Genomic DNA, 22,609 nt, shown 5'->3' with positions numbered 1-22,609 from the left:
AGACGATGCAATACGACTACATCATCGTAGGCGGCGGCTCGGGCGGCGCGTCGCTGGCGGGCCGGCTGGCCGACCGTTGCCCGCAGGCGAGCATCGCGCTCGTCGAAGCCGGGCCGCACACGGCGCGCAATCCGTTCGTCAACATGCCGCTCGGCGTCGCCGCGCTCGTCCCGTTTCGCACGAAAAACAACTACGCCTATGAAACCGTGCCGCAGCCGGGACTCGCCGGCCGGCGCGGTTACCAACCACGCGGCCGCGGCTTCGGCGGCTCGAGCACCATCAACGCGATGATCTACACGCGCGGCCATCCGCTCGATTACGACGAATGGGCGCAACTCGGCTGCACGGGCTGGGCGTGGCGCGACGTGCTGCCGTACTTTCTGCGCGCCGAGGACAACGAGCGCGGCGCGAGTGCCTGGCATGGCGCGGGCGGCCCGCTGGCCGTAGCCGACCTGCGCGAGCGCAATCCGGTCGCCGCGCGCTTCGTCGAGGCCGCGCGCGAGGCGGGCTTTCGCCTGAACGACGACTTCAACGGCGAGGAACAGGAGGGCGTCGGCTTCTATCAGGTGACGCAGCGCGGCGGCGAACGCTGCACGGTGGCGCGCGCGTATCTGTATGGGCGCGAGCGGCCGAACCTGCATCTGATCGCCGACGCGACGGTCCTGCGCGTGCGCTTCGACGGCGCGCGCGCGAGCGGCGTGGAGCTTGCGCGCGGCGGCGCGATCGAGACCCTGCAGGCGCGCGCCGAGGTGATCCTCGCGGCGGGGGCGTTCAACTCGCCGCAGCTGCTGATGTGTTCGGGCATCGGCCCCGCCGACGCACTGCGCGCGCTCGGCATTGCGGTGCGCCACGACGCGCCCGAAGTCGGCCGCAACCTGATCGACCATATCGATTTCACCTTCAACAAGCGCGTGCGTTCGAGCGACACCGTGGGCTACTCGCTGCGCGGCGCGGCGCGCATGACTGCGGGCTTCGTGCGGTATCTGCGGGGGCGGCGCGGCATGCTCACGACCAACGTGGCGGAGGCGGGCGGCTTTCTGAAGAGCCGCTCCGAACTCGACCGGCCCGACCTGCAGCTGCACTTCTGCACGGCGCTCGTCGACGATCACAGCCGCCGCCTGCATTGGGGCCACGGCTATTCGCTGCACGTGTGCGTGCTGCGCCCGGCGAGCCGCGGCACGGTCACGCTCGCGAGCGCCGACGCGCGCGTGGCGCCCGTGATCGACCCACGCTTTCTCTCTGATGCGCGCGATCTGGACGCCCTCGCGCAGGGCGCACGCCTCGCGCGGCGCATACTCGACGCGCCCGCGCTGACGCAGCTGGGCGGCCGCGAACTCTACACACATGGCGAGCAGAGCGACGCGCAATTGCGCGAGACGATTGCCCGCCGCGCCGACACGATCTATCACCCCGTCGCGACCTGCCGCATGGGCGGCGACGCGCGTTCCGTCGTCGATCCGCAGTTGCGCGTGCGCGGCGTGACGGGGCTGCGCATTGCGGACGCCTCGGTCATGCCGACACTCATCGGCGGCAACACGAACGCGCCGAGCGTGATGATCGGCGAGCGTGCGGCCGACTTCATCGCACAGGCGCAGTACGCGCCCGATACGGCGGCTCAGCGCGTCGACGCCTGAAGTTGCGCGTTTCCTCGCTTTTACCCGGCCTGTTGCCCTGGCGCGTCGCAGGCCTCAGCCAGGCTTGCCTGGCTGCTTCTCCATCCCCGGCGGATGCACGAAGTCGTCGAGAAACGTGAAGGGCTTGCCGTACTCCGAGCGCGCGACGTCGAGCCACGCGCGCGCCGCGTGCGAGAGATAGCCGCTGCGTTTCCAGCCGATCGCCATGTCCCAGGTGATCTGCGGCTCGCTCACGGGCAGGCAGGTGAAGCGCTCGGCGTCGAGCCGGCGCACGTACGGCGCGGGCAGCAGCGCAATGCCCACGCCCGCGAGCACGAGTGCCGCCATCAGGTCCCAGTGGCCGCTGCGCCCCACCACCTGCGGCACGAAGCCGGCCGTGCGGCACGCGTTCAGCACCACATCGTTGAGCGCGAGGCTTTCGCCGTAGAACACGAACGGCTCGCCGGCCAGTTCCCCGAGCGGCACGGCGAGCTTGTTGTCCCAGCGCGAGCCGCGCCGCGCGACGAGCCACAACAGCTCGTGCGAGATCGGCAGGACGTCGATCAGCGCGGGATCGACGGGCAGCAGCACGCCGCCCAGCTCCAGCTCGCCCGAGATCAGCGCGGCTTCGATGGCGCGCGAGCCGTGCTCGAAAAGCTTCAACTCGATCTTCGGATAGCGCTGGCGGAAGGTGGCGATGGCGGGCGTGAAGAGCGAGCCGCCCATCGGCGGGATGCCGATGGTGAGCTCGCCGCGCCCGAGCGTGCCGAGATCGGCGAGTTCGGCCTGCAGCTGCGCCTGCGCGGCGAGCACGTCCTGGCCGCGCTGGTAGACGATGCGCCCGGCGTCGGTGAGCACCATCTGGCGCGCGTCGCGCAGCAGGAGCTGGGTGCCGGTCTCGTCTTCGAGCGCCTTCACCATCTTGCTGATGGTCGGCTGGGTGACGTGCAGTTTTTCGGCCGCGGCGGTGAAGCTCTGTTGCCGCACCACCTCGATGAAATAGCGAAGCGCACGCAGTTCCACGATCGGGACTCCACAAATGTGCAGAAAACACGCTCAGCGGGGTGCCGAGTCGGTGCATTCCAATATGGAATGTAGCAGATGATCTTAAGTCATTATGTTTATGCTGCGCTGCACCCTATACTGACTTCCATTCCAGTGTCACTTAGGGTTTGCCATGACTACCTCCACCGCGACCGCGAAAGTCTCCGAAAACGCCGAGCGCAAAGCGGGCGGCATGGCGAGCTTCGGGCGCCGTATCGGCCGCATTACCGTGCAATCGGCGCTGCTCGCGGGCCTCTGGTACGCCGCCGACGCGCTCACGCGCTTCACGCACCTGCCGGTGCCGGGCGGCGTGGTCGGCCTCGTGCTGCTGCTCGCGCTGCTCTTTTGCGGCGGCGTCACGCCGCGCTGGGTGAAGGCGGGCGCCGACTGGCTGCTCTCCGACATGCTGTTGTTCTTCATTCCGGCCGCCGTCGCAGCCGTGAAATACGGCGGCCTGTTTCGCGCCGACGGCTGGCGTCTGGCGCTCGTCGTGGTCGGCGGCACGCTGATGGTGATGGTGGCCGTGGCGTTCGCGGTCGAACAGGCCGCCAAGCTCGAGCGGCGCCTCGCGCTGCGCCGCGTGCGCGATTCGCGGCACTCGCGCCATCTGGCGCGGGCTTGAGGCTGCAACGTCCTGAATAGCGTGAGGGGGAATCCGTCATGAACACGTTTTATTCGTCCCTGTTCGCCGACGACGCGGCACGGCTCATCGCCGCCGGCTGTTTCATCCTCACCGTCGCGCTCTATTTCGCCTCGAAAGCGCTCTATGCGCGCTTTCGCTCGCCGTGGCTCACGCCGCTCGTCGCGGTGCCGGCGGTGCTCGGCGTGTTCGTGCTGGCGCTCCATATTCCGTACCCCGTGTATTTCCAGGACACGCGCTGGCTCATGTGGCTGCTCGGCCCGGCCACCGTGGCCTTCGCAGTGCCGATCTACGAGTACCGCGATCTGCTCAAGCGCCACTGGATCTCGCTCACCGTGGGCGTGACGGTCGGCATCGTCGTGGCGGTGGGCGGCTCGCTCGCGCTGGCCAAACTCCTGCACCTTTCGCCCGATCTGCAACGCAGCCTGATGACGCGCTCGATTTCCACGCCGTTCGCGCTCGCGGTGTCGGACAAGATCCACGCGCCGCGCGACCTCACCGCGCTGTTCGTAATCGCCACGGGCGTGTGCGGCATGCTGTTCGGCGAACTCGTGCTCGGCCTCGTGCCGCTGCGCACGCGGCTGGCGCGCGGCGCGCTGTTCGGTGCGGCGGCGCACGGCGTGGGCACGGCGAAGGCGCGCGAGCTGGGCAGCGAAGAAGGCGTGGTGGCGAGCCTCACGATGATGATCGCGGGCGTGGTGATGGTGCTGCTCGCGCCGGCGCTCGGATTCCTGCCGGTTTGAAGTCCCGCGGGCGCGTTCGCGCCCGCTTTTATCGGCAATGCGCGCACGCGCGGACGCCATCCCGATTTGCTACAATCTCGGCTCGCTTTCGAGGAGCGTTGCGACGGGTTTTCTGTGACCCGCCAGGCTCGAAAGTGCTTCAATCCGGTTGACTCCACTGACTCAATCGCACTGAAACGGCGCTCACGTCTTTAATTTCTAGTCACTTTTAGAAAGGAGGGCGTGATGAACGCCGCAGTTCCGCAAGATCAAGCCAAAGATTTCATCGTCGCCGATATGTCGCTTGCCGCCTGGGGCCGCAAGGAACTCAATATCGCCGAAACCGAAATGCCGGGCCTCGTGCAAACCCGCGAAGAGTACAAGGCGCAGCAGCCGCTCAAGGGCGCGCGCATCGCCGGTTCGCTGCACATGACGATCCAGACGGGCGTGCTGATCGAGACGCTCACCGCGCTCGGCGCCGACGTCCGCTGGGCCTCGTGCAACATCTTCTCGACGCAGGACCATGCCGCCGCCGCGATCGCGCAGGGCGGCGTGCCGGTGTTCGCGTTCAAGGGCGAATCGCTCGACGAATACTGGGAGTTCTCGCACCGCATCTTCGAATGGCCGAACGGCGAGTTCGCCAACATGATCCTCGACGACGGCGGCGACGCCACGCTCCTGCTGATCCTCGGCTCGAAGGCTGAAAAGGACCGCTCGGTCATCGCCAAGCCGACGAACGAAGAAGAAGTCGCGCTGTACAAGTCGATCGCCGCGCACCTCGACGTCGATCCGCAGTGGTACTCGAAGCGCCTTTCGCACATCCAGGGCGTGACCGAAGAAACCACGACGGGCGTGCACCGCCTTTACCAGATGGAGAAGGAAGGCCGTCTGCCGTTCCCGGCCATCAACGTCAACGACTCGGTCACGAAGTCGAAGTTCGACAACCTGTACGGCTGCCGCGAGTCGCTCGTGGACGGCATCAAGCGCGCGACCGACGTGATGATCGCGGGCAAGATCGCGGTCGTGGCCGGTTACGGCGACGTGGGCAAGGGCTGCGCGCAGTCGCTGCGCGGTCTGGGCGCCACGGTGTGGGTCACGGAAATCGATCCGATCTGCGCGCTGCAGGCCGCGATGGAAGGCTACCGCGTCGTGACGATGGAATACGCCGCCGACAAGGCCGACATCTTCGTGACGGCCACCGGCAACTACCACGTGCTGAACCACGATCACCTGAAGGCGATGCGCCACAACGCGATCGTCTGCAACATCGGCCACTTCGACTCGGAAATCGACGTGGCGTCGACGCGCCAGTACCAGTGGGAAAACATCAAGCCGCAAGTCGACCACATCATCTTCCCGGACGGCAAACGCGTGATCCTGCTGGCGGAAGGCCGCCTCGTGAACCTGGGCTGCGCCACGGGCCACCCGTCGTTCGTGATGTCGAACTCGTTCACGAACCAGACGCTCGCGCAGATCGAACTGTTCACGCAGGGCAAGAAGTACGAGAACAAGGTGTACGTGCTGCCGAAGCACCTGGACGAAAAGGTTGCACGCCTGCACCTCGCGCGCATCGGCGCGAACCTGACCGTGCTGTCGGACGACCAGGCTTCGTACATCGGCGTCGACAAGAACGGTCCGTTCAAGCCGAACCACTATCGCTACTAAGCCGATACAACGCGATACAAAGCGGGCTGCCGTTTTAAGCCCGCTTTAAGCGGTCAAGCGGATGCTGACCCCAATCCCTGCGCGCGCAACGTGCGGGGATGGCGGGCGGCATCCGCCGCCGGCACCTGGCGATACAAAAGCAACGACGCAAAAGGAGTCCTTATGACCGTGCTGCTGACCTGGCTGATCAACGCGCTCGCGCTCCTGATCATCACCTGGCTCGTTCCGTCGATCCATATTCGCAGTTTCGGCACCGCGCTCATCGTCGCGATCGTGCTCGGCCTCATCAACGCCGTGCTGCGCCCGCTGCTGATCGTGCTCACGCTGCCCGTGACCATCCTCACGCTCGGCCTCTTCATCCTCGTGGTGAACGCGCTGTGCTTCTGGCTGGCGGCGTCGCTCCTCAAGGGCTTCGAGGTGTCGGGCTTCTGGTCGGCATTTTTCGGCTCGATCCTGTACAGCATCGTGTCGTGGCTGCTGTCGGCGCTGATTTTCGGCAACCGCAGCCTCGGCTGACGCGGGCCCGGGCCGCCCACGTGCGCGGCCCGGCCTCACTGGCCCCATCAACATGAAACCGATCGAACTCTCATTCGAATTCTTCCCGCCGAAGACGTCGGACGGCCTGGAAAAGCTGCGCGCTACGCGGGCGGAACTTGCCACGCTCAAGCCGAAGTTTTTCTCGGTGACGTTCGGCGCGGGCGGCTCGACGCAACAGGGCACGCTCGACACCGTCGTCGATATCGCGAAGGCTGGCATCGAGGCGGCGCCGCACCTCTCGTGCATCGGCTCCTCGAAAGAGAGCCTGCGCGCGATTCTCGGCGAGTACCGCTCGCACGGCATCCGCCACATCGTGGCGCTGCGCGGCGACCTGCCCTCGGGCATGGGCGCGGTGGGCGAACTGCGCTACGCGTCGGAACTCGTCGCCTTCATCCGCGAGGAAACCGGCGACGCGTTCCACATCGAAGTGGCCGCGTATCCCGAGTACCACCCGCAGGCGCGTTCGCCGCGCCACGACCTCGAAGCGTTCGCGCAAAAGGTGAAAGCGGGCGCCAATTCGGCGATCACGCAGTACTTCTTCAACGCGGATGCGTATTTCCGCTTCGTCGACGACGCGAAGAAGCTGGGCGTGGATATTCCCATCGTGCCCGGCATCATGCCGATCACGAACTACTCGCAGCTCATGCGCTTTTCGGAGATGTGCGGCGCCGAAGTGCCGCGCTGGGTCGCGAAGCGGCTGGAAAGCTTCGGCGACGACCGCGAGTCGATCCGCGCGTTCGGCCTCGACGTGGTGACCGATCTGTGCCGCCGTCTCGTCGAGGCGGGCGTGCCGGGTATCCACTTCTACACGCTCAACGCGGCGCCGGCCACCAAGGCCATTTGCGAGCGGCTCGGCTTCTAGGGCGCTCACTCTAGCCCCGCCAGGCGGCGACAAACCGCGCGGTTCCCGGACTCCCCGGCCGCGCGGTTTTCTTTTGGATAGTGCGATCCGGATCACGCTGGGTGACCCTGGTCAGGCGCACACGCCCGCCCGCGAGCGCGCGTCAATTCGGCGCGCTATTGTCAGTTTCCGGCGCAACAAAAAGGGGCAAAGCTACGTTGCAGCGCACCATGCGGCAACCAGCGATCCTGTCAACCCGGCGTTTTCCACAGGCGACGGGACTTTTGGCTTGCTTGTGACTGCGGCACCTGCTGTGTAAGATCGCGCTACGCTGGCGCAAGCCGGCACTGAACTGGAGGAAACATGAAAGAAAACAAACTGTTGCGTGCTGCACGATTGACGTCTCTCGTGGCGCTCGCAGCGGCATCGATTGCTGGAGCCCCGCTCGCGCACGCCGCGCAAAGCATTCCGAACAAGACGCTCGTCTACTGCTCGGAAGGCAGCCCCGCTGGCTTCGATCCGGCCCAATACACGACCGGCACCGACTTCACCGCGAACACGTTCACCGTCTACAACCGCCTCGTCGAATTCGAGCGCGGCGGCACCAAGGTCGAACCGGGTCTCGCAGAATCGTGGGACGTTTCGGCGGACGGCAAGACCTACACGTTCCATCTGCGTCATGGCGTGAAGTTCCAGACCACCTCGTTCTTCAAGCCCACGCGCGAATTCAATGCGGACGACGTCGTGTTCTCGTTCGATCGCATGCTCAACCCGAACAATGCGTTCCGCAAGGCGTACCCGGTGTCGTTCCCGTACTTCACCGACATGGGCCTCGACAAGCTGATCGCCAAGGTCGAGAAGGTCGACCCGTACACGGTCAAGTTCACGCTGAACGAGCCGAACGCGCCGTTCATCCAGAACATGGCGATGGAATTCGCCTCGATCCTCTCGGCTGAATACGCGGATCAACTGATGAAGGCCGGCAAGGCCGCCGACATCAACCAGTTCCCGGTCGGCACGGGTCCGTTCATCTTCAAGAGCTACACGAAGGACGCGACGATCCGTTACGACGGCAATCCCGACTACTGGAAGCCGGGCGCCGTGAAGCTCTCCAAGCTGATCTTCTCGATCACGCCGGACGCCAGCGTGCGCGTGCAGAAGATCAAGCGCGACGAATGCCAGGTGATGAGCTACCCGCGTCCCGCCGACATCGCGCCGCTGAAGGCCGAGCCGAACATCGCGATGCCGTCGCAGCCGGGCTTCAACCTGGGCTACCTGTCGTACAACGTCACGCACAAGCCGCTCGACAACGTCGATGTGCGCCACGCGCTCGACATGGCGATCAACAAGAAGGCGATCATCGACTCGGTGTACCAGGGTGCGGGCCAGCTCGCAACCAACCCGATGCCGCCGACGCAGTGGTCCTACGTCAAGAACCTGCCGGCCAATGCGTACGATCCGGAAAAGGCCAAGGCGCTGCTCGCCAAGGCTGGCATGTCGAACGGCTTCGAGATCACGCTGTGGGCCATGCCCGTGCAGCGCGCCTACAACCCGAACGCACGCCTGATGGCCGAAATGATCCAGGCCGACTGGGCCAAGATCGGCGTGAAGGCGAAGATCGTCACGTATGAGTGGGGCGAGTACATCAAGCGCGCGCACGCGGGCGAGGACGACTCGATGCTGATCGGCTGGACGGGCGACAATGGCGATCCGGACAACTGGCTCGGCACGCTGCTCGGCTGCGAAGCGGTGAACGGCAACAACTTCGGCAAGTGGTGCTACAAGCCGTTCGACGACCTGGTCCAGAAGGGCCGCCAGACCTCGGATGTGGCGCAGCGCACGAAGCACTACCAGGAAGCGCAGCAGATCTTCGCGAAGCAACTGCCGTTCTCGCCGATCGCTCACTCGACGGTCTATCAGCCGGTCAGCAAGAAGGTGACCGACATGCGCATCGAACCGCTTGGCTACGCGCGCTTCGACGGCGTGGGCATGCAGTAAGGATAATCGGGTAAGACTTTCCGCTCGGTCCGCCTATCAGCCAGGACCGGCGGAAAATGGTCCGGCGACCGGGGTCACGAGCCCCTGTCGCCGGTTGCGTTTCATTTCAAGCTTTTGGGGGAACACCACATGTTCCGCTTCGTATTGCGCCGCATCGGCATGGTCATACCCACGTTCATCGGGATCACCATCCTTGCGTTCGCACTCATCCACCTGATTCCGGGCGACCCCATCGAAGTGATGATGGGCGAGCGCGGCGTCGATCCGCAAATGCACGCCGAGGCGATGCACCGCCTGGGGCTCGACGAGCCTCTGCCGATGCAGTATGTGCACTACGTCTGGCACGCCGTGCACGGCAATCTCGGCACCTCGATCATCACCAACACGAGCGTGATGGGCGAGTTTCTCGCGCGCTTTCCCGCCACCGTCGAGCTGTCGATCTGCGCGCTCATTTTCGCGCTCGTGATCGGCTTGCCCGCCGGCGTCTTCGCGGCACTGCGGCGCGGCACCGTCGTCGATCACGGCGTCATGGGCACCGCGCTCACCGGCTACTCCATGCCGATCTTCTGGTGGGGGCTCATCCTCATCATGGTGTTCTCGTCGAAGCTCGGCTGGACGCCCGTGTCGGGCCGCATCGCGGTGGAATTCGACATTCCGCACGTGACCGGCTTCATGCTGATCGACTCGCTCCTGCCCGGCACCGACGAAGGCGCGTTCAGGTCGGTGCTGAGCCACCTGATCCTGCCGGCCATCGTGCTCGGCACGATTCCGCTCGCCGTGGTCGCGCGCATGACGCGCTCGTCCATGCTCGAAGTGCTGCGCGAGGACTACATCCGCACCGCGCGCGCCAAGGGGCTTTCGCCCGTGCGCGTGATCGTCGTGCATGCGCTGCGCAACGCGCTCATTCCCGTGGTGACCGTGATCGGCCTGCAGGTCGGCACGCTGCTCGCGGGCGCGGTGCTCACCGAAACGCTGTTCTCCTGGCCCGGCATCGGCAAATGGCTGATCGACGCGATCAGCCGGCGCGACTACCCGGTGGTGCAAGGCGGCATTCTCATGATCGCGACACTCGTGATCGTCGTGAACCTGTTCGTCGATCTGCTGTACGGCGTGCTCAACCCGCGCATTCGACATACGAGGTAAGCGAGCCATGAAAATGCGAACGCCACAACACCACATTCAACACCAGGAGGCATGATGGCTGACATTCAGAACACCGTGCCTCGCGCCGTCACGCCGCCTTCGGGCCGCGCGCTCGTGCTGCGCGAATTCTGGGCGAACTTCTCGCGCAACAAGGGCGCCGTGGGCGCCGGCGTGATCGTGCTCGCGCTGATCGTCATCGCGATCTTCGCGCCGCTGATCGCGCCGCACAGCCCCATCGAGCAATACCGCGACTACGTGAAGATTCCGCCCGCGTGGCTCGACGGCGGCAACTGGAAGTTCATTCTCGGCACCGACGAAGCGGGCCGCGACATCCTCTCGCGTCTGATGTACGGCGCGCGGCTCTCGCTGTGGATCGGCTGCGTCTCGGTGGTGCTCGCGCTGATTCCGGGCATCGTGCTCGGGCTCGTGGCCGCGTTCTTCGAGAAGTGGGCCGATACGCCGATCATGCGTCTCATGGACGTGCTGCTCGCGCTGCCTTCGCTGCTGCTCGCGGTGGCCGTGGTCGCGATCATCGGTCCGGGTCTCACGAACACCATGCTCGCCATCGCGATCGTGGCGCTGCCCGGCTACGTGCGTCTCACGCGCGGTTCGGCTCTGGGCGAACTGCACAAGGAGTACGTGACCGCTTCGCGTGTGGCCGGCGCCGGCACGCTGCGCCTGATGTTCTCGCAGGTGCTGCCCAACTGTACGGCGCCGCTCATCGTGCAGGCGACGCTCGGCTTTAGCTCGGCGATTCTCGACGCCGCCGCGCTCGGCTTCCTCGGCCTCGGCGTGCAGCCGCCGCGTGCGGAGTGGGGCGCGATGCTCGCCTCGGCGCGCGACTACATCGACAGCGCATGGTGGATCGTCACGATGCCGGGTCTGTCCATCCTCATTTCGGTGCTCGCGATCAACCTGCTCGGCGACGGGCTGCGCGACGCGCTCGATCCCAAGCTCAAGCGGATGGCCTGACATGAAGACGACCCCCACACTCCCTTCGGTCGTTGCCCCCCGCGGGGGCGTCAGTCCTCTTGGGGCGGCCCGGCGAGGACTGACATGAAGACGACCCCCACACTCCCTTCGGTCGTTGCCCCCCGAGGGGGCGTCAGTCCTCTTGGGGCGGCCCGGCGAGGACTGACATGAACAACGAACTTTTGACCATCCGTAATCTGGCCGTGAACTTCAACGGCCTGCCCGCCGTTGACCGCGTGAACCTGTCGGTCGCGCCTGGCGAAGTGCTCGGCATCGTCGGCGAATCGGGCTCGGGCAAGAGCGTGACGATGATGGCGCTGATGGGCCTCATCGACGCCCCCGGCAAGGTGACGGCGGATTCGATCACCTTCGATGGCCGCGATCTGCTGGGCGCCACGGGCAAGGAGCGCCGCCGCATCGTCGGCAAGGACATCGCCATGGTGTTCCAGGACGCGCTCACGAGCCTGAACCCGAGCTACACCGTCGGTTATCAGATAAAGGAAGTGCTCAAGCTGCACGAGGGCCTGCGCGGCTCGGCGCTGCACGCGCGCGCCATCGAACTGCTCGACCAGGTCGGCATTCCCGACGCGAAGAACCGCATCGACAACTTCCCGCACCAGATGTCGGGCGGCATGAACCAGCGCGTGATGATCGCGATGGCCGTGGCCTGCAACCCGAAGCTGCTGATCGCCGACGAGCCCACCACGGCGCTCGACGTGACGATCCAGGCGCAGATCATGGAGCTGCTCGTGCGTCTGCAGAAGGAACGCGGCATGGCGCTCGTGCTGATCTCGCACGATCTCGCCGTGGTGTCCGAAGTCGCGCAACGCGTGGCGGTGATGTACGCGGGCGAGATCATCGAAACGAACCGCGTGCCGGACATCTTTTCGCGTCCGCATCATCCGTACACGGAAGCGCTGCTCGCCGCGATTCCCGAGCACAACAAGGGGGCGATGCGGCTTGCCGCGCTGCCCGGCATGGTGCCCGGCCGCGACGACCGGCCGAGCGGCTGTCTGTTCGCGCCGCGCTGCAAGTATGTGGTGGATGACTGCATGAAGGCGCGGCCCGCGCTCGACGCGGTAACCGATGAAAGCGGCTACGCGCAAGTGCGCTGCATCAAGCCGCTGAATGCGGCGGTGACTCAATCCAGTGGAGGCGCGCGATGAACGCAGTCCAGCAACACGCGGCTCATCAGGACCATCAGGACGACAAGGTTCTCATCGCCGACGATCTCAAGAAGCACTACACCGTCAAGCGCGGCATGTTCGGCACGGGCACCGTGAAGGCGCTCAACGGCGTGTCGTTCTCGCTCACGCGCGGGCGCACGCTCGCCGTGGTGGGCGAGTCCGGCTGCGGCAAATCGACGCTCGCGCGCCAGCTCACGATGATCGAGCCGCCCACCGCGGGCAAGCTGACCATCGACGGCGAGGACGTTGCGCACGCCAACGCCGCGAAGATCGCCGCGCTGCGCCGCCGCGTGCAGATGGTGTTCCAGAACCCGTTCGCCTCGCTCAACCCGCGCAAGACCGTGGAGCAGACGCTCGGCGAGCCGCTCGCCATCAACACGCGGCTCACGGCGAGCGAGCGCGCGGACCGCATCGCGCACATGATGCGCATCGTCGGCCTGCGCCCCGAGCACGCCAAGCGTTATCCGCACATGTTCTCGGGCGGCCAGCGCCAGCGCGTGGCGATCGCGCGGGCCATGATTCTCGACCCGCAGATCGTCGTGGCCGACGAGCCGGTTTCCGCGCTCGACGTCTCGATCCAGGCGCAGATTCTCAATCTGTTCATGGACTTGCAGGAGCAGTTCCGCACGAGCTACGTGTTCATCTCGCACAACCTGGCCGTGGTCGAGCACATTGCCGACGACGTGATGGTGATGTATCTGGGCGGCGTGGCGGAACTGGGCGACAAGGACACGGTGATCTCGCGGCCGCGCCATCCGTACACGCGCTCGCTGCTCTCGGCCACGCCCGCGATCTTCGAGGCGGACCGCCGCGTGAAGATCAAGCTCGAGGGCGAATTGCCTTCGCCGCTGAACCCGCCGTCTGGTTGCACGTTCCATCAACGTTGTCCATACGCGGTCGAGCGGTGTCGTAAGGAAGTGCCTGTTCTTCGCGAAGTGGACGGCCGTCAGGTATCCTGCCATCGTGCAGAGGAGGTGGGGGAAGAGGATGGGCGGCCCATGCCGGCCTGAAGCGACGGCGGCGCGTCGTTTTATCGCTACGCGCCGCCAGTTGATGGGCGGCCGTCGTGCCGCCTTCTTCACTGTTTTTTCCACCGTTTTCTCCGCCGTCCTTTCAATCATTCCGGCTGCCGCGCTTGCCGTGGCCGCCGGGCGGGGTACGGCTGTTCGTGTGACATTCGGTGTGGCTTTTGGTGTGGCATTCGCGGTGGCGTTGCGTGCGGCGTTGAAGAAAGCGTCGCGCGCTGCGGCGCGCGTGGCGCTCACGCTGGCGCTCGCGGTCGGCGTGCTCGCCGGCGCCGCGGGCCCGGCGGTCGCTGGCGGCGCCGTCGCCAACACGCCCGGAGTGCACCCGGCCGTGCCCATGCCGCGCGGCGCGAACGGCGGCATTCCCGGCTTTCACGCCGCGCCCGCCGTGCCGAGCTACGCATCGGGCACGACGGCTGGCGGCCCGGTGCGCACCCAGCCTGCGCGCATGCCGTTCTACGTCGCCACGCGCGGCAATCTCACGATCTATCTGCTCGGCACGCTCCATGTGGGTGACCCGGCCGACTATCCGCCCGGCCAGCCGTTTCGCCCGCAGATTCTCGCGGCGCTCGCCGCGTCGCCCATTCTTGCGCTCGAGCTGTCTCCCGACGATCTGCTGGTGTCCCAGGACGACGTCTCGAAATACGGGGTGTGCAGACGGCCCTGTCTGCCGGGCCTGTTGCCCGATCCGCTCTGGCAGAAACTCGAGGCGCGCATGCGCGGCAATCCCGAGGCGCTCGCCGAGATCCGCAAGATGCGGCCGTGGCTCGCCTCGCTGCTGGTGGAAACCTACGACTCGCTGAGCGCCGGCCTGCAGACCGAGTACGGCACCGAGGCGCAGCTGCAGAACGTGTTCCTGCGCTGGAAGGGCCGCCGCATCGTCGGCCTGGAGACGCTCGGCGAGCAGATGCGCGCCTTCACGAACCTGAGCCTCGCGCAGCAGCGCGAGATGCTCGCCCAGGACCTGGCGCAGACGCCGGCGCAAAACGTCTCCGACGTGCAGACGCTGCTGCACCTGTGGCGCGTGGGCGACGCCGATGCGATCGCCGCCTGGGAATCGGCGCGCACCGAAAAGCTCTCGCACGACGCGCGGGTGGCGGCGTCGGTCGACAACCGCATCGTCTACGAGCGCAACCGGCGCTTCGTTTCGCGCATGCAGCAGTATGTGGCGCCCAACAAGCCGCTCTTCGTCGCCGTCGGCGCGCTGCACCTGGGCGGCCCCAAAGGCGTGCTCCAGCTGCTGCGCCAGCGTGGCTTCAATGTCGACCCGGGTTAAGCCGGGTTAAGCCGGGGCCCTTCGCGCTCGGACGCGCGGCCTGAATGCAAAAAAACCGGCTTTCGCCGGCTTTTTTTGCGTCCGCATGCGTAAGTGTCGTCAAAACCCGAACACGTTCAGCAGCACGATATTCGCCGCGAGGATGCCCAGCGCCGTGGGCACCTGCACGCGTATCACCGCGTTCTTGTCGGGCAGCTCGAGCAGGGCCGCGGGCACCATGTTGAAGTTCGCGGCCATCGGCGTCATCAGCGTGCCGCAGTAGCCCGAGAACATGCCGATGGCGGCCATCATCGCCGGATTGACGTGGAACACGCCCACCAGCACCGGAACGCCCACGCCGCCCGTCATCACCGGAAACGCGGCGAAGCCGTTGCCCATGATGATCGTGAAGAGCGCCATGCCCACGCAATACACGACGACGGCGACGAAGCGCACGTCCATGTTGATGTACGACGTCGTGACGTGCGCCACGGCCTTGCCCACGCCCGCGTCCGAGAACACGAGGCCGAGCATGCCGAGCATTTGCGGCAGGACGGCGGCCCACGAGAGTGCGTCGACGAGGCGGCGCGTTTCCTTCATCGACTGGCCGACGCTGTCGCGCGTGATGATGCAGGCAATCACGAGCGCGATCACGCAGCCGATTCCGAAGCCGATCAGCGTGACGTTCTTCGGGTCGATGAGCGCCTTGCCGCCGAAGACGAGATGGCTGGCCGCGAGCGTGAGCACGACCGTGATGACCGGAATGGTGAGCGCGGGCACGAAGAGCTTGTTGCCGAGGCGCTTCGCGCTGGCGAGACGCGTTTCGAGCGCGAGCACCCTGGGCTTCGCGGCCGTCACGCCGCCGAGCCCCGCGATCAGCGCCATGGCGAGCACGAGCACGCCCACGACTTCGGCGGGCAGCAGGTCGCCGACGAGAAAGATCAGCGCGTAGAGCAGCCAGAAGCCGCCTGCCGTGAAGCGGCGCGGATGCTCGCGGTCCATCACGATCATGCCGCCGACGATGAGCAGCACGATGCCGAGCAGCCAGAAGAGCCAGTTGAGGGTGAGCGTCATGCTTCGTCTCCTTGAGCACGGCTTGCAGCCTTGGCGTCGCTCGCGTTGCGCATGGCGCCCAGTTCGCGTTCGAGCTTGCGGTCGAGCAGCCAGAGCCGGAAGCCGTGAATCAGGAACGCGCAGATCGCCGTGGGAATGCCCCAGAACGCCACGTGGATCGGCTCGACCGAAACGCCCGCTTCCTTGAGCAGCGTGACCATCAGCACGATCGCGCCGAACGCGACGAAGATGTCCTCGCCGAAGAAGAGACCCACGTTGTCGGTCGCGGCCGAGTAGGCGCGCAGCTTGTAGCGCACGGCATCGGAGAGCTTGCCGAAGCGGTTTTCGGTGGCGCCTTCGGCCATCGGCGCGATCAGCGGACGCACCATCTGCGGATGGCCGCCGAGGCCCGTCAAGCCGACGGCGGCGGTCAACTCGCGCACGAGCAGATAGACGATCAGCAGACGGCCGGCGGTGGCCGCCTTGATGCTGCCGATCCAGATCTGTGCGCGCTCACGCAGGCCGTGGCGCTCGAGCAGCCCGATCACGGCGAGCGGCAACAGGATGATGAGGGGAATGTTGCGGGTCTTGATGAAGCCGGTGCCGATGGCGGCGAGAATCTTCGCGACCGGGAAGCCCCCGGCGAAACCGGTGACGACGGCCGCTGCGGCGACAATCAGCATCGGATTGAAGCGTAGCAAGAAGCCGGCGATGATGACGGCCACGCCGATCAGCGGCCATAAGTTGACGGTGCTCTGCATATAGATCTCCAAACGTATTGGCTTGTCATTGATTGCCGCGGATAGCGGCGTTGACTTCGTGGCTCTGATGGCCATTCGCACAACTACGAACCTGCTGGATACGACTACGAACCTGCTGGGTACAACTAGGCCTGGCAAGCTTGCGCTGCCGAGGGATTGCCTGGTGATTACCTTCGGTGATACGGCTCGAGCGGCGCGCGGCGCATGCCGCGCGCCTTGCTGCATTCAAATTCGCGTGTGTCAGGCTTGGCCGGCCCCCGCCGCGCGCACGCCAATGCCGGCGTCGTCGAGCGCCGTACGGATGCGCCGCGCGAACGCGAGCGCGTGCGGGCCGTCGCCGTGCAGGCAAATGGTCTGCGCGTTGAGCGCCACCCAGGCGCCGTTCACGGCCTGCACGCGCTGCTCACGGATCATCGCGAGCGTGCGCGCGAGCACGGTGTCTTCGTCGTCGAGCAACGCGCCCGGCTCGCTGCGCGGCACGAGCGAGCCGTCCGCGCGATAGCCGCGGTCGGCGAACACTTCCTCGATCGCGACGAGCCCCGCCTCGCGCGCCGCCGTCACGAGGCCGCTGCCCGCGAGCGCGAACACCGTCACGGACGGATCGAAGTCGTGCACCGCGGAGACGATGGCCTCGGCGATCTGCGGGTCACGCGCGGCCTGGTTGTAGAGCGCGCCGTGCGGCTTCACGTGGGCGATGCGGCCGCCTTCGGCCTGGGCGATCGCAGAAAGCGCGCCGAGCTGATACAGCACGCCCGCGTAGATTTCCTCGGGCGGCAGGTTCATCTCCTTGCGGCCGAAGTTCTCGGGGTCGTTGAAGCTCGGATGCGCGCCGATCGACACGCCTTTCTCCACGGCCCAGCGCACGCATTCGCGCATGGCGTTGGCGCCGCCTGCGTGCCAGCCGCACGCGATGTTGGCGGAGCTCACGAGGTCGAGCAGCGCCTCGTCGGAGCCGCAGCCTTCGCCGAGATCGGCGTTCAGATCGATGGTGGTCATGATGTGTTCCTCTTGCTGCTCGTCTTACCTGGTGGTGCCTGAAAATCACGCGCTCGCGGCCGCGTTCGCGTTCGCGCGGCGGCTCGCAAGGCGTTCGTCGTGCATGGCGATCGCGGTGTCGATCTGCCGCAAATACGCCCGTTCCTCTTCCAGCGCCGCGCGCGCGGCGGCCGGCGTCGCTTCCACGAAACGCACGCCCCCGGTGAGTCGCACCTGGGCGAGCTTCCACCAGTCGGCGCGAATCACGGAGCCGATCTTCGGGTAGCCGCCCGTGGTCTGCCCGTCGGCCATCAGCACGATGGGCTGGCCGCTCGGCGGCACCTGGATCGTGCCGGGCAGCACCGCGTGCGAGAGCAGATCCGCGCCGTTCGCGCGCGCGAGCGGCGTGCCCGTGAGCCGAAAGCCCATGCGGTTGCTGTTGGGCGTGATCTGCCATTCATCGGACCAGAGCGCGCGCTGCGCCTCGGGTGTGAAGCTGTCGTACTCGGGGCCGCGCAGCACGCGCACGGGCACGGCCCAGGCCATGCCGTCCGGATGGCGTCCGCGGCGGTGATGCTGCTCGTCCGCGAGCGCGAAGTTGCACCACACGGGCGCCTTCACGCCGAACGCCGGCGCGCCCGGGTCGAGCGCGGCGCGCTCGCGGCCCGGCGCGAACGAGGCGCCCGTGGCGAGCCGGTCGCCGTCCTTGAGCGCGCGGCCCGCGAGGCCGCCGAAGCCCGCCGTGAGGTCGGTGCTGCGCGAGCCGAGCATGGGCAGCACGTCGACGCCGCCGGCCACGCACACATAGGCGCGCATGCCGCGCTTCGCGCCGTTCAGCACGAGTTCCTCGCCGGCGGCCACGGGCAGGCTCCACCACGACCAGACCGGGCGGCCGCCGAGTGTCGCGCCGAAGTCGGTGCCGGTAATGGCGACGCGCGTGGCGCGCGCGAAGCGCAGCGCGACGGGGCCGAAGGTGATTTCCACGCCGGCGGCGTCGGGCCGGTTGCCGACGAGGCGGTTGCCCACTTCGAGCGCGAGCGTATCGAGCGCGCCGCCGGTGGCGACGCCCAGATGCCGGTAGCCGGGGCGGCCGAGATCCTGGACCGTGGTGAGCAGGCCCGCGCGTAATACTTCGATCATGCGTGGAGCTCCGCGATGGTGAAACGCACGCGGTCGCCCGGCATGAGCAGCGAAGGCGGATTGCGCGAAGGGTCGAACAGCTTCGCGGCGGTGCGGCCGATCAGCTGCCAGCCGCCTGGCGAGGCGGCCGGATAGATGCCCGTCTGCTCCCCGCCGATGCCCACCGACCCGGCCGGGACGGCAAGGCGCGGCTCGCGGCGGCGCGGCGTGTGCAGCGCGGGTTCGAGACCGCCGAGATAGGCGAAGCCGGGCTGAAAGCCGAGGAAGAACACCGTATAGACGCCCGCGGCATGGCGCGCGGCGACGTCGGCGGCGGCGAGCGCGCAGTGCTGCGCGACCGCTTCGAGATCGGGGCCGTCTTCACCGCCGTAGACCACGGGTATCTCGACTTCGCGGCCTGCCGCGCTCGCGTCTTCGGCCTCGCGCCATGCGTCGCGCAGCGCGAGCGCGAGCGCCGCGGCGTCGGCCGAGAGCGGGTCGAAAGTGATCGTCAGGTTGTTCATGCCGGGCACCACTTCGCGCACCGGCGCCCAGCCGCGCGCAAGCGCCGCGACGGCCCAGACGCGGCGCTGGACCTCGAGCGTGGCGGGCGGCGGCGCTTCGCAGACGAGCGCTTCGTCACCGAGAGGAAAAATGCGAGGGTCAGAATTCGGCATGTTGGATCGATCAGGGGACGGTTCGACCGGTCGAAAATTAACGCACGGGGATGCACAGGCGGGGCCGGTGCCGTTCCTTCCTAGCGTACATTGTCGATAAATTATCTACAAATTATCAATAAGCGTTTTCGCCAGGCGCACGGCAGTCGCGCTGCAATTACACTCACGCCACGCCGCTTTGCCTTTTCGAACACCGACTACCGGGTTATCTGCCATGTCGCGCCAGCCGACCAAGATCGTTTCGTCCGAACATCTCGTCTCCGAGTCGAGCGCCGAGCTATCCGAGTTCGAGTACGCGCTCATCATGGCGAGCAATGCGTTCAACCGCTGGATGGTGCGCTGCATGTCGGCGGCGGGCGTGAAGGACATGACGCCGATCGAGGTGTCGCTGCTCCATCACGTCGGCCATCGCGAGCGGCGCAAGAAGCTCGCGGATATCTGCTTCGTGCTCAACATCGAGGACACGCACGTGGCCACGTATGCGTTGAAGAAGCTTGTCTCCAGAGGGTATGTAAAAAGCGAAAAGACCGGCAAGGAAGTCTTCTTTTCGGTCACGCCGGAAGGCCAGGCGCTGTGCCTGCGCTATCGCGACGTGCGCGAGAGTTGCCTCATCGCGACGCTCAAGGAGAGCGGCCTCACGAACCAGCAGATCGGCGACGCCGCGCAACTCATGCGCAATGCGTCGGGGCTCTATGACACGGCCGCGCGCGCGGCGGCCTCGCTCTGAGCGATCAAGGCGCGTTCAGCGCTCACGCGAACGTTGGCAAAGATGCGTGGCGGCTTCGGTCACCACGGCGTCGAGCGGCAGGTCGTGCGCCTCACGCGCGAGCACGCCGTCGTCGATGCGACAGGCTTCATACGCAATGCCAACCGTGACGGGCAACGCAACGCCCGGCCAGGCGGCCAGCGTGCGGTCGTAGTAGCCGCCGCCGTAACCGAGGCGATAGCCGTCGCGATCGAAACCCACGCAGGGTACGAGGAGAAGATCGGGCACGATCACCTCCTGGGATTGCGGCTCGAGGATCCCGTGATGGCCTTCGCGCATCGGTGCGTCGGGCGTCCAGGCGTGAAAGACGAGCGGGGTGTGGCGCTCGGGAATGGCGGGCAGGGCGGCGCGGCGTGACGCATCGGCGGCGAGCCAGGCGGTGATCCAGGCGCGCGCATCGAACTCGCCGCGCAAGGGCCAGTAGAACCCGATCGAACGCGGCGAAAATTGCGCGACGAGCGCATCGAGACGGGCCGCGAGTGCCGCACCGGTTGCCACGTCGGAAGCCGCCTCAATTCGCCGAGGAAGCAGCCTTGCACGCCAGTCCTTTTTGGATTCCGTGTGAGGGTTGCGTGCTATGCTTGGGTTCACCTCGCGCTCCAGAAATAACGATGTCCAAACGCCTTGTCCGAGTATATCGCGTGGTCGGTCTCGCACTGACTGCCGCGGCACTCGTAGCATGCAGCACGGCGGACGCCGTGCGCCCCGTCGCACTGCCCCCAGGCGCAGTCCTTACGAACGACGATCAGACTTTCATCCAGCTTCGCGAAGCCGCGCGCAACAACGATCCGGCGCGCGCCGCACAACTCGCTGCGATGATTCCCGATTACCCGGCGCCGTCGTACCTCGAATACTTCCAGCTCAAGCCGCAGCTGTTCGATTCGCAAGGCCACGCGCGCATCGACGCGCCCGATGCGCCGGTGCTGTCGTTCCTGCAGCGCTACGACGGCCAGGCGATCGCCGACCGCATGCGCAACGACTATCTGACCGTGCTCGGCGCGCGCCACGACTGGGCGAACTTCGACCAGCAATATTCGCGCTTCGTGCTCAACGACGACACGCAGGTGAAGTGCTACGCGCTGGAGTCGCGCGCGGCGCGCGGCGAGAACGTCGCGAACGACGCGCGTGCGCTGCTCACCGAGCCGCGCTATTACGGCGACGGCTGCGTCGACCTCATCACCGCGCTTGCCATCAAAGGCCAGTTCTCGAGCGACGACGTCTGGCAGCAGATCCGCCTTGCCTACGAGCAGAACCAGACCTCGACCGGCGCGAAGCTGCTCGACGGCCTTTCGCAGCGCCCCGACCCGACCGCGTTCAGCCAGGCCGTGAGCACGCCGCCGCTTACGCTCGCGCAAGGCGTCACCGCCGACCCGCAATCGCACCAGCTCGCGCTGCTCGCCGTCACCGTGATGGCGGCCAACGATCCGGCCATGGCAGCAGCCACCTTCGCCACCGTCGCACCGCAGCTCACGTCGCCGGAGCGCGCGACAGGCTGGGGCACGATCGGCTATCAAGGGGCGTTGAAGCGCCTGCCCGCTTCGCTCGGCTGGTACCGGCTCTCGGCCAACGCGCCGCTTTCGAGCCCGGCTTACGAATGGCGTACGCGCGCCGCGCTGCTGGGCGGCGACTGGACCATGGTGCGCTGGTCGATCGAACAGATGCCGGCCGCGCTGCGCGCGCAGCCGTCGTGGGTCTACTGGCACGCACGCGCGCTCAAGCAGGCCGGCGAAACGGGGCAGGCGAACCAGGAGTTCGCGACGATCTCGCAGGGCTATAACTTCTACGGCCAGCTCGCCACCGAAGAACTCGGCCAGAAGATCACCATCCCGCCGAAGACCACGGTCAGCGACGCCGACATCGCCCAAGTTGCGCAAACGCCGGGCTTCGCGCTCGCGCAGCGCTTCTACGCGCTGAACCTGCGGCTCGAAGGCAATCGCGAATGGAACTGGCCGCTGCGCGGCATGAGCGACCGGCAGCTGCTCGCCGTCGCCGAATACGCGAAGCGCATCCAGCTGCTCGACCGCACCGTCAACACGGCCGACCGCACGCAAACGGAGCACGACTTCTCGCTGCGCTATCTCGCGCCGTTCCGCGACGTCGTGGAGCGCGACGCGCAAACCAACGGCCTCGACGTCGAATGGGCCTACGGCCTGATTCGCCAGGAATCGCGTTTCATTCTCAATGCCAAGTCGGGCGTGGGCGCGAGCGGCCTCATGCAGATCATGCCGGCCACGGCGCAGATGGTGGCGAAGAAGATCGGCCTCGGGCCCCTCTCGCGCGACCAGCTCAACGATCTCGACACCAACATCCTGCTCGGGACGAACTATTTGTCGATGATCTACAATCAGTTCGACGGCTCCGCCGTGCTCGCGACCGCGGGCTACAACGCCGGGCCGGGCCGCCCGCGCGCATGGCGCCAGACGTTGCAGGGCGGCGTCGAGGGCGCCATCTTCGCGGAAACCATTCCGTTCCAGGAAACCCGCGATTACGTGAAAAACGTGTTGTCGAACACGGTCTACTATGCGGCGCTGTTCGAGGGCCGTCCGCAATCGCTGAAGGCGCGTCTCGGCTATATCTCGCCGTAAGCGCCGGGCCGTTTGGCCGCGCCGCTTCCCT

Annotated in this window: 21 protein-coding genes and 1 riboswitch; of the genes, 14 read left to right on the top strand and 7 right to left on the bottom strand. The window is 66.6% G+C overall.

Annotated elements, in window-relative coordinates:
* Positions 1–5 precede the first annotated feature (5 nt).
* Positions 6–1,634: a GMC family oxidoreductase gene (locus AB4Y40_RS38540; RefSeq protein WP_368692315.1), complete on the top strand. Its 1,629-nt coding sequence runs from the start codon at positions 6–8 to the stop codon at positions 1,632–1,634.
* 54 nt (positions 1,635–1,688) lie between these two features.
* Here the strand turns inward: AB4Y40_RS38540 and AB4Y40_RS38535 are convergent, their stop codons facing one another.
* Positions 1,689–2,636, bottom strand: a complete 948-nt coding sequence (locus AB4Y40_RS38535) for a LysR substrate-binding domain-containing protein (RefSeq protein ID WP_368692314.1) — start codon at positions 2,634–2,636, stop codon at positions 1,689–1,691.
* A gap of 214 nt (positions 2,637–2,850) precedes the next feature.
* Between AB4Y40_RS38535 and AB4Y40_RS38530 the strand changes: the two genes are divergently transcribed.
* From AB4Y40_RS38530 to AB4Y40_RS38480, 11 genes are all read left to right on the top strand, one after another.
* Complete coding sequence (locus tag AB4Y40_RS38530) at positions 2,851–3,279, top strand: CidA/LrgA family protein (RefSeq protein WP_368692331.1); 429 nt, start codon at positions 2,851–2,853, stop codon at positions 3,277–3,279.
* Positions 3,280–3,317: 38 nt separating this feature from the next.
* Entirely contained in the window at positions 3,318–4,040 is a 723-nt protein-coding gene (locus AB4Y40_RS38525) for an LrgB family protein (protein ID WP_368692313.1), read from the top strand.
* 84 nt (positions 4,041–4,124) lie between these two features.
* Positions 4,125–4,232, top strand: a riboswitch (S-adenosyl-L-homocysteine riboswitch).
* A gap of 33 nt (positions 4,233–4,265) precedes the next feature.
* Positions 4,266–5,684, top strand: a complete 1,419-nt coding sequence (gene ahcY, locus AB4Y40_RS38520; RefSeq protein ID WP_069264292.1) for an adenosylhomocysteinase — start codon at positions 4,266–4,268, stop codon at positions 5,682–5,684.
* 162 nt (positions 5,685–5,846) lie between these two features.
* Positions 5,847–6,200: a phage holin family protein gene (locus tag AB4Y40_RS38515; protein ID WP_028203399.1), complete on the top strand. Its 354-nt coding sequence runs from the start codon at positions 5,847–5,849 to the stop codon at positions 6,198–6,200.
* Between the two features lie 52 nt (positions 6,201–6,252).
* Positions 6,253–7,083: a methylenetetrahydrofolate reductase [NAD(P)H] gene (gene metF, locus AB4Y40_RS38510; protein WP_368692312.1), complete on the top strand. Its 831-nt coding sequence runs from the start codon at positions 6,253–6,255 to the stop codon at positions 7,081–7,083.
* A 342-nt stretch (positions 7,084–7,425) separates the two neighbouring features.
* Positions 7,426–9,060, top strand: coding sequence for an ABC transporter substrate-binding protein (locus tag AB4Y40_RS38505; RefSeq protein WP_368692311.1), 1,635 nt, complete (start codon positions 7,426–7,428; stop codon positions 9,058–9,060).
* A 129-nt stretch (positions 9,061–9,189) separates the two neighbouring features.
* Positions 9,190–10,203, top strand: a complete 1,014-nt coding sequence (locus AB4Y40_RS38500; RefSeq protein ID WP_368692310.1) for an ABC transporter permease subunit — start codon at positions 9,190–9,192, stop codon at positions 10,201–10,203.
* A 54-nt stretch (positions 10,204–10,257) separates the two neighbouring features.
* On the top strand, positions 10,258–11,175 hold the full coding sequence (locus AB4Y40_RS38495; RefSeq protein WP_342920443.1) for an ABC transporter permease subunit: 918 nt from the start codon (positions 10,258–10,260) through the stop codon (positions 11,173–11,175).
* A gap of 167 nt (positions 11,176–11,342) precedes the next feature.
* Positions 11,343–12,341 carry an ABC transporter ATP-binding protein gene (locus AB4Y40_RS38490; protein ID WP_368692309.1) on the top strand — a complete coding sequence of 333 codons (999 nt, stop codon included), beginning with the start codon at positions 11,343–11,345 and terminating at the stop codon, positions 12,339–12,341.
* A complete protein-coding gene (locus tag AB4Y40_RS38485) occupies positions 12,338–13,372 on the top strand; it encodes a peptide ABC transporter ATP-binding protein (RefSeq protein WP_368692308.1) in 1,035 nt (344 codons plus the stop codon). Before AB4Y40_RS38490 ends, AB4Y40_RS38485 begins: the two co-directional genes overlap by 4 nt.
* A 184-nt stretch (positions 13,373–13,556) precedes the next feature.
* Positions 13,557–14,663, top strand: a complete 1,107-nt coding sequence (locus tag AB4Y40_RS38480; protein ID WP_368692330.1) for a TraB/GumN family protein — start codon at positions 13,557–13,559, stop codon at positions 14,661–14,663.
* Between the two features lie 99 nt (positions 14,664–14,762).
* Here the strand turns inward: AB4Y40_RS38480 and AB4Y40_RS38475 are convergent, their stop codons facing one another.
* The 5 genes from AB4Y40_RS38475 to pxpB form a co-directional block, all read right to left on the bottom strand.
* A complete protein-coding gene (locus AB4Y40_RS38475; protein WP_368692307.1) occupies positions 14,763–15,716 on the bottom strand; it encodes a DUF979 domain-containing protein in 954 nt (317 codons plus the stop codon).
* On the bottom strand, positions 15,713–16,456 hold the full coding sequence (locus AB4Y40_RS38470; protein ID WP_368692306.1) for a DUF969 domain-containing protein: 744 nt from the start codon (positions 16,454–16,456) through the stop codon (positions 15,713–15,715). The genes AB4Y40_RS38475 and AB4Y40_RS38470 overlap by 4 nt, the downstream gene beginning before the upstream one ends.
* Before the next feature lie 240 nt (positions 16,457–16,696).
* Positions 16,697–17,452, bottom strand: a complete 756-nt coding sequence (pxpA, locus tag AB4Y40_RS38465; protein ID WP_368692305.1) for a 5-oxoprolinase subunit PxpA — start codon at positions 17,450–17,452, stop codon at positions 16,697–16,699.
* Between the two features lie 45 nt (positions 17,453–17,497).
* Positions 17,498–18,571, bottom strand: a complete 1,074-nt coding sequence (locus AB4Y40_RS38460) for a biotin-dependent carboxyltransferase family protein (protein ID WP_368692304.1) — start codon at positions 18,569–18,571, stop codon at positions 17,498–17,500.
* Entirely contained in the window at positions 18,568–19,227 is a 660-nt protein-coding gene (gene pxpB, locus AB4Y40_RS38455; protein ID WP_069264268.1) for a 5-oxoprolinase subunit PxpB, read from the bottom strand. The genes AB4Y40_RS38460 and pxpB overlap by 4 nt, the downstream gene beginning before the upstream one ends.
* Before the next feature lie 214 nt (positions 19,228–19,441).
* Between pxpB and AB4Y40_RS38450 the strand changes: the two genes are divergently transcribed.
* Positions 19,442–19,954: a winged helix DNA-binding protein gene (locus AB4Y40_RS38450; protein WP_028212076.1), complete on the top strand. Its 513-nt coding sequence runs from the start codon at positions 19,442–19,444 to the stop codon at positions 19,952–19,954.
* Positions 19,955–19,969: 15 nt separating this feature from the next.
* On the opposite strand, the gene AB4Y40_RS38445 is transcribed toward AB4Y40_RS38450, so the two are convergent.
* Complete coding sequence (locus tag AB4Y40_RS38445; protein ID WP_368692329.1) at positions 19,970–20,596, bottom strand: 5-formyltetrahydrofolate cyclo-ligase; 627 nt, start codon at positions 20,594–20,596, stop codon at positions 19,970–19,972.
* 8 nt (positions 20,597–20,604) lie between these two features.
* Between AB4Y40_RS38445 and AB4Y40_RS38440 the strand changes: the two genes are divergently transcribed.
* Entirely contained in the window at positions 20,605–22,578 is a 1,974-nt protein-coding gene (locus tag AB4Y40_RS38440) for a transglycosylase SLT domain-containing protein (protein WP_368692303.1), read from the top strand.
* Positions 22,579–22,609 lie beyond the last annotated feature (31 nt).

Origin of the sequence: Paraburkholderia sp. EG287B, assembly GCF_040965595.1 — a bacterium.
Classification (GTDB): domain Bacteria; phylum Pseudomonadota; class Gammaproteobacteria; order Burkholderiales; family Burkholderiaceae; genus Paraburkholderia.
This window is presented reverse-complemented; position numbering and strand designations above follow the sequence as displayed.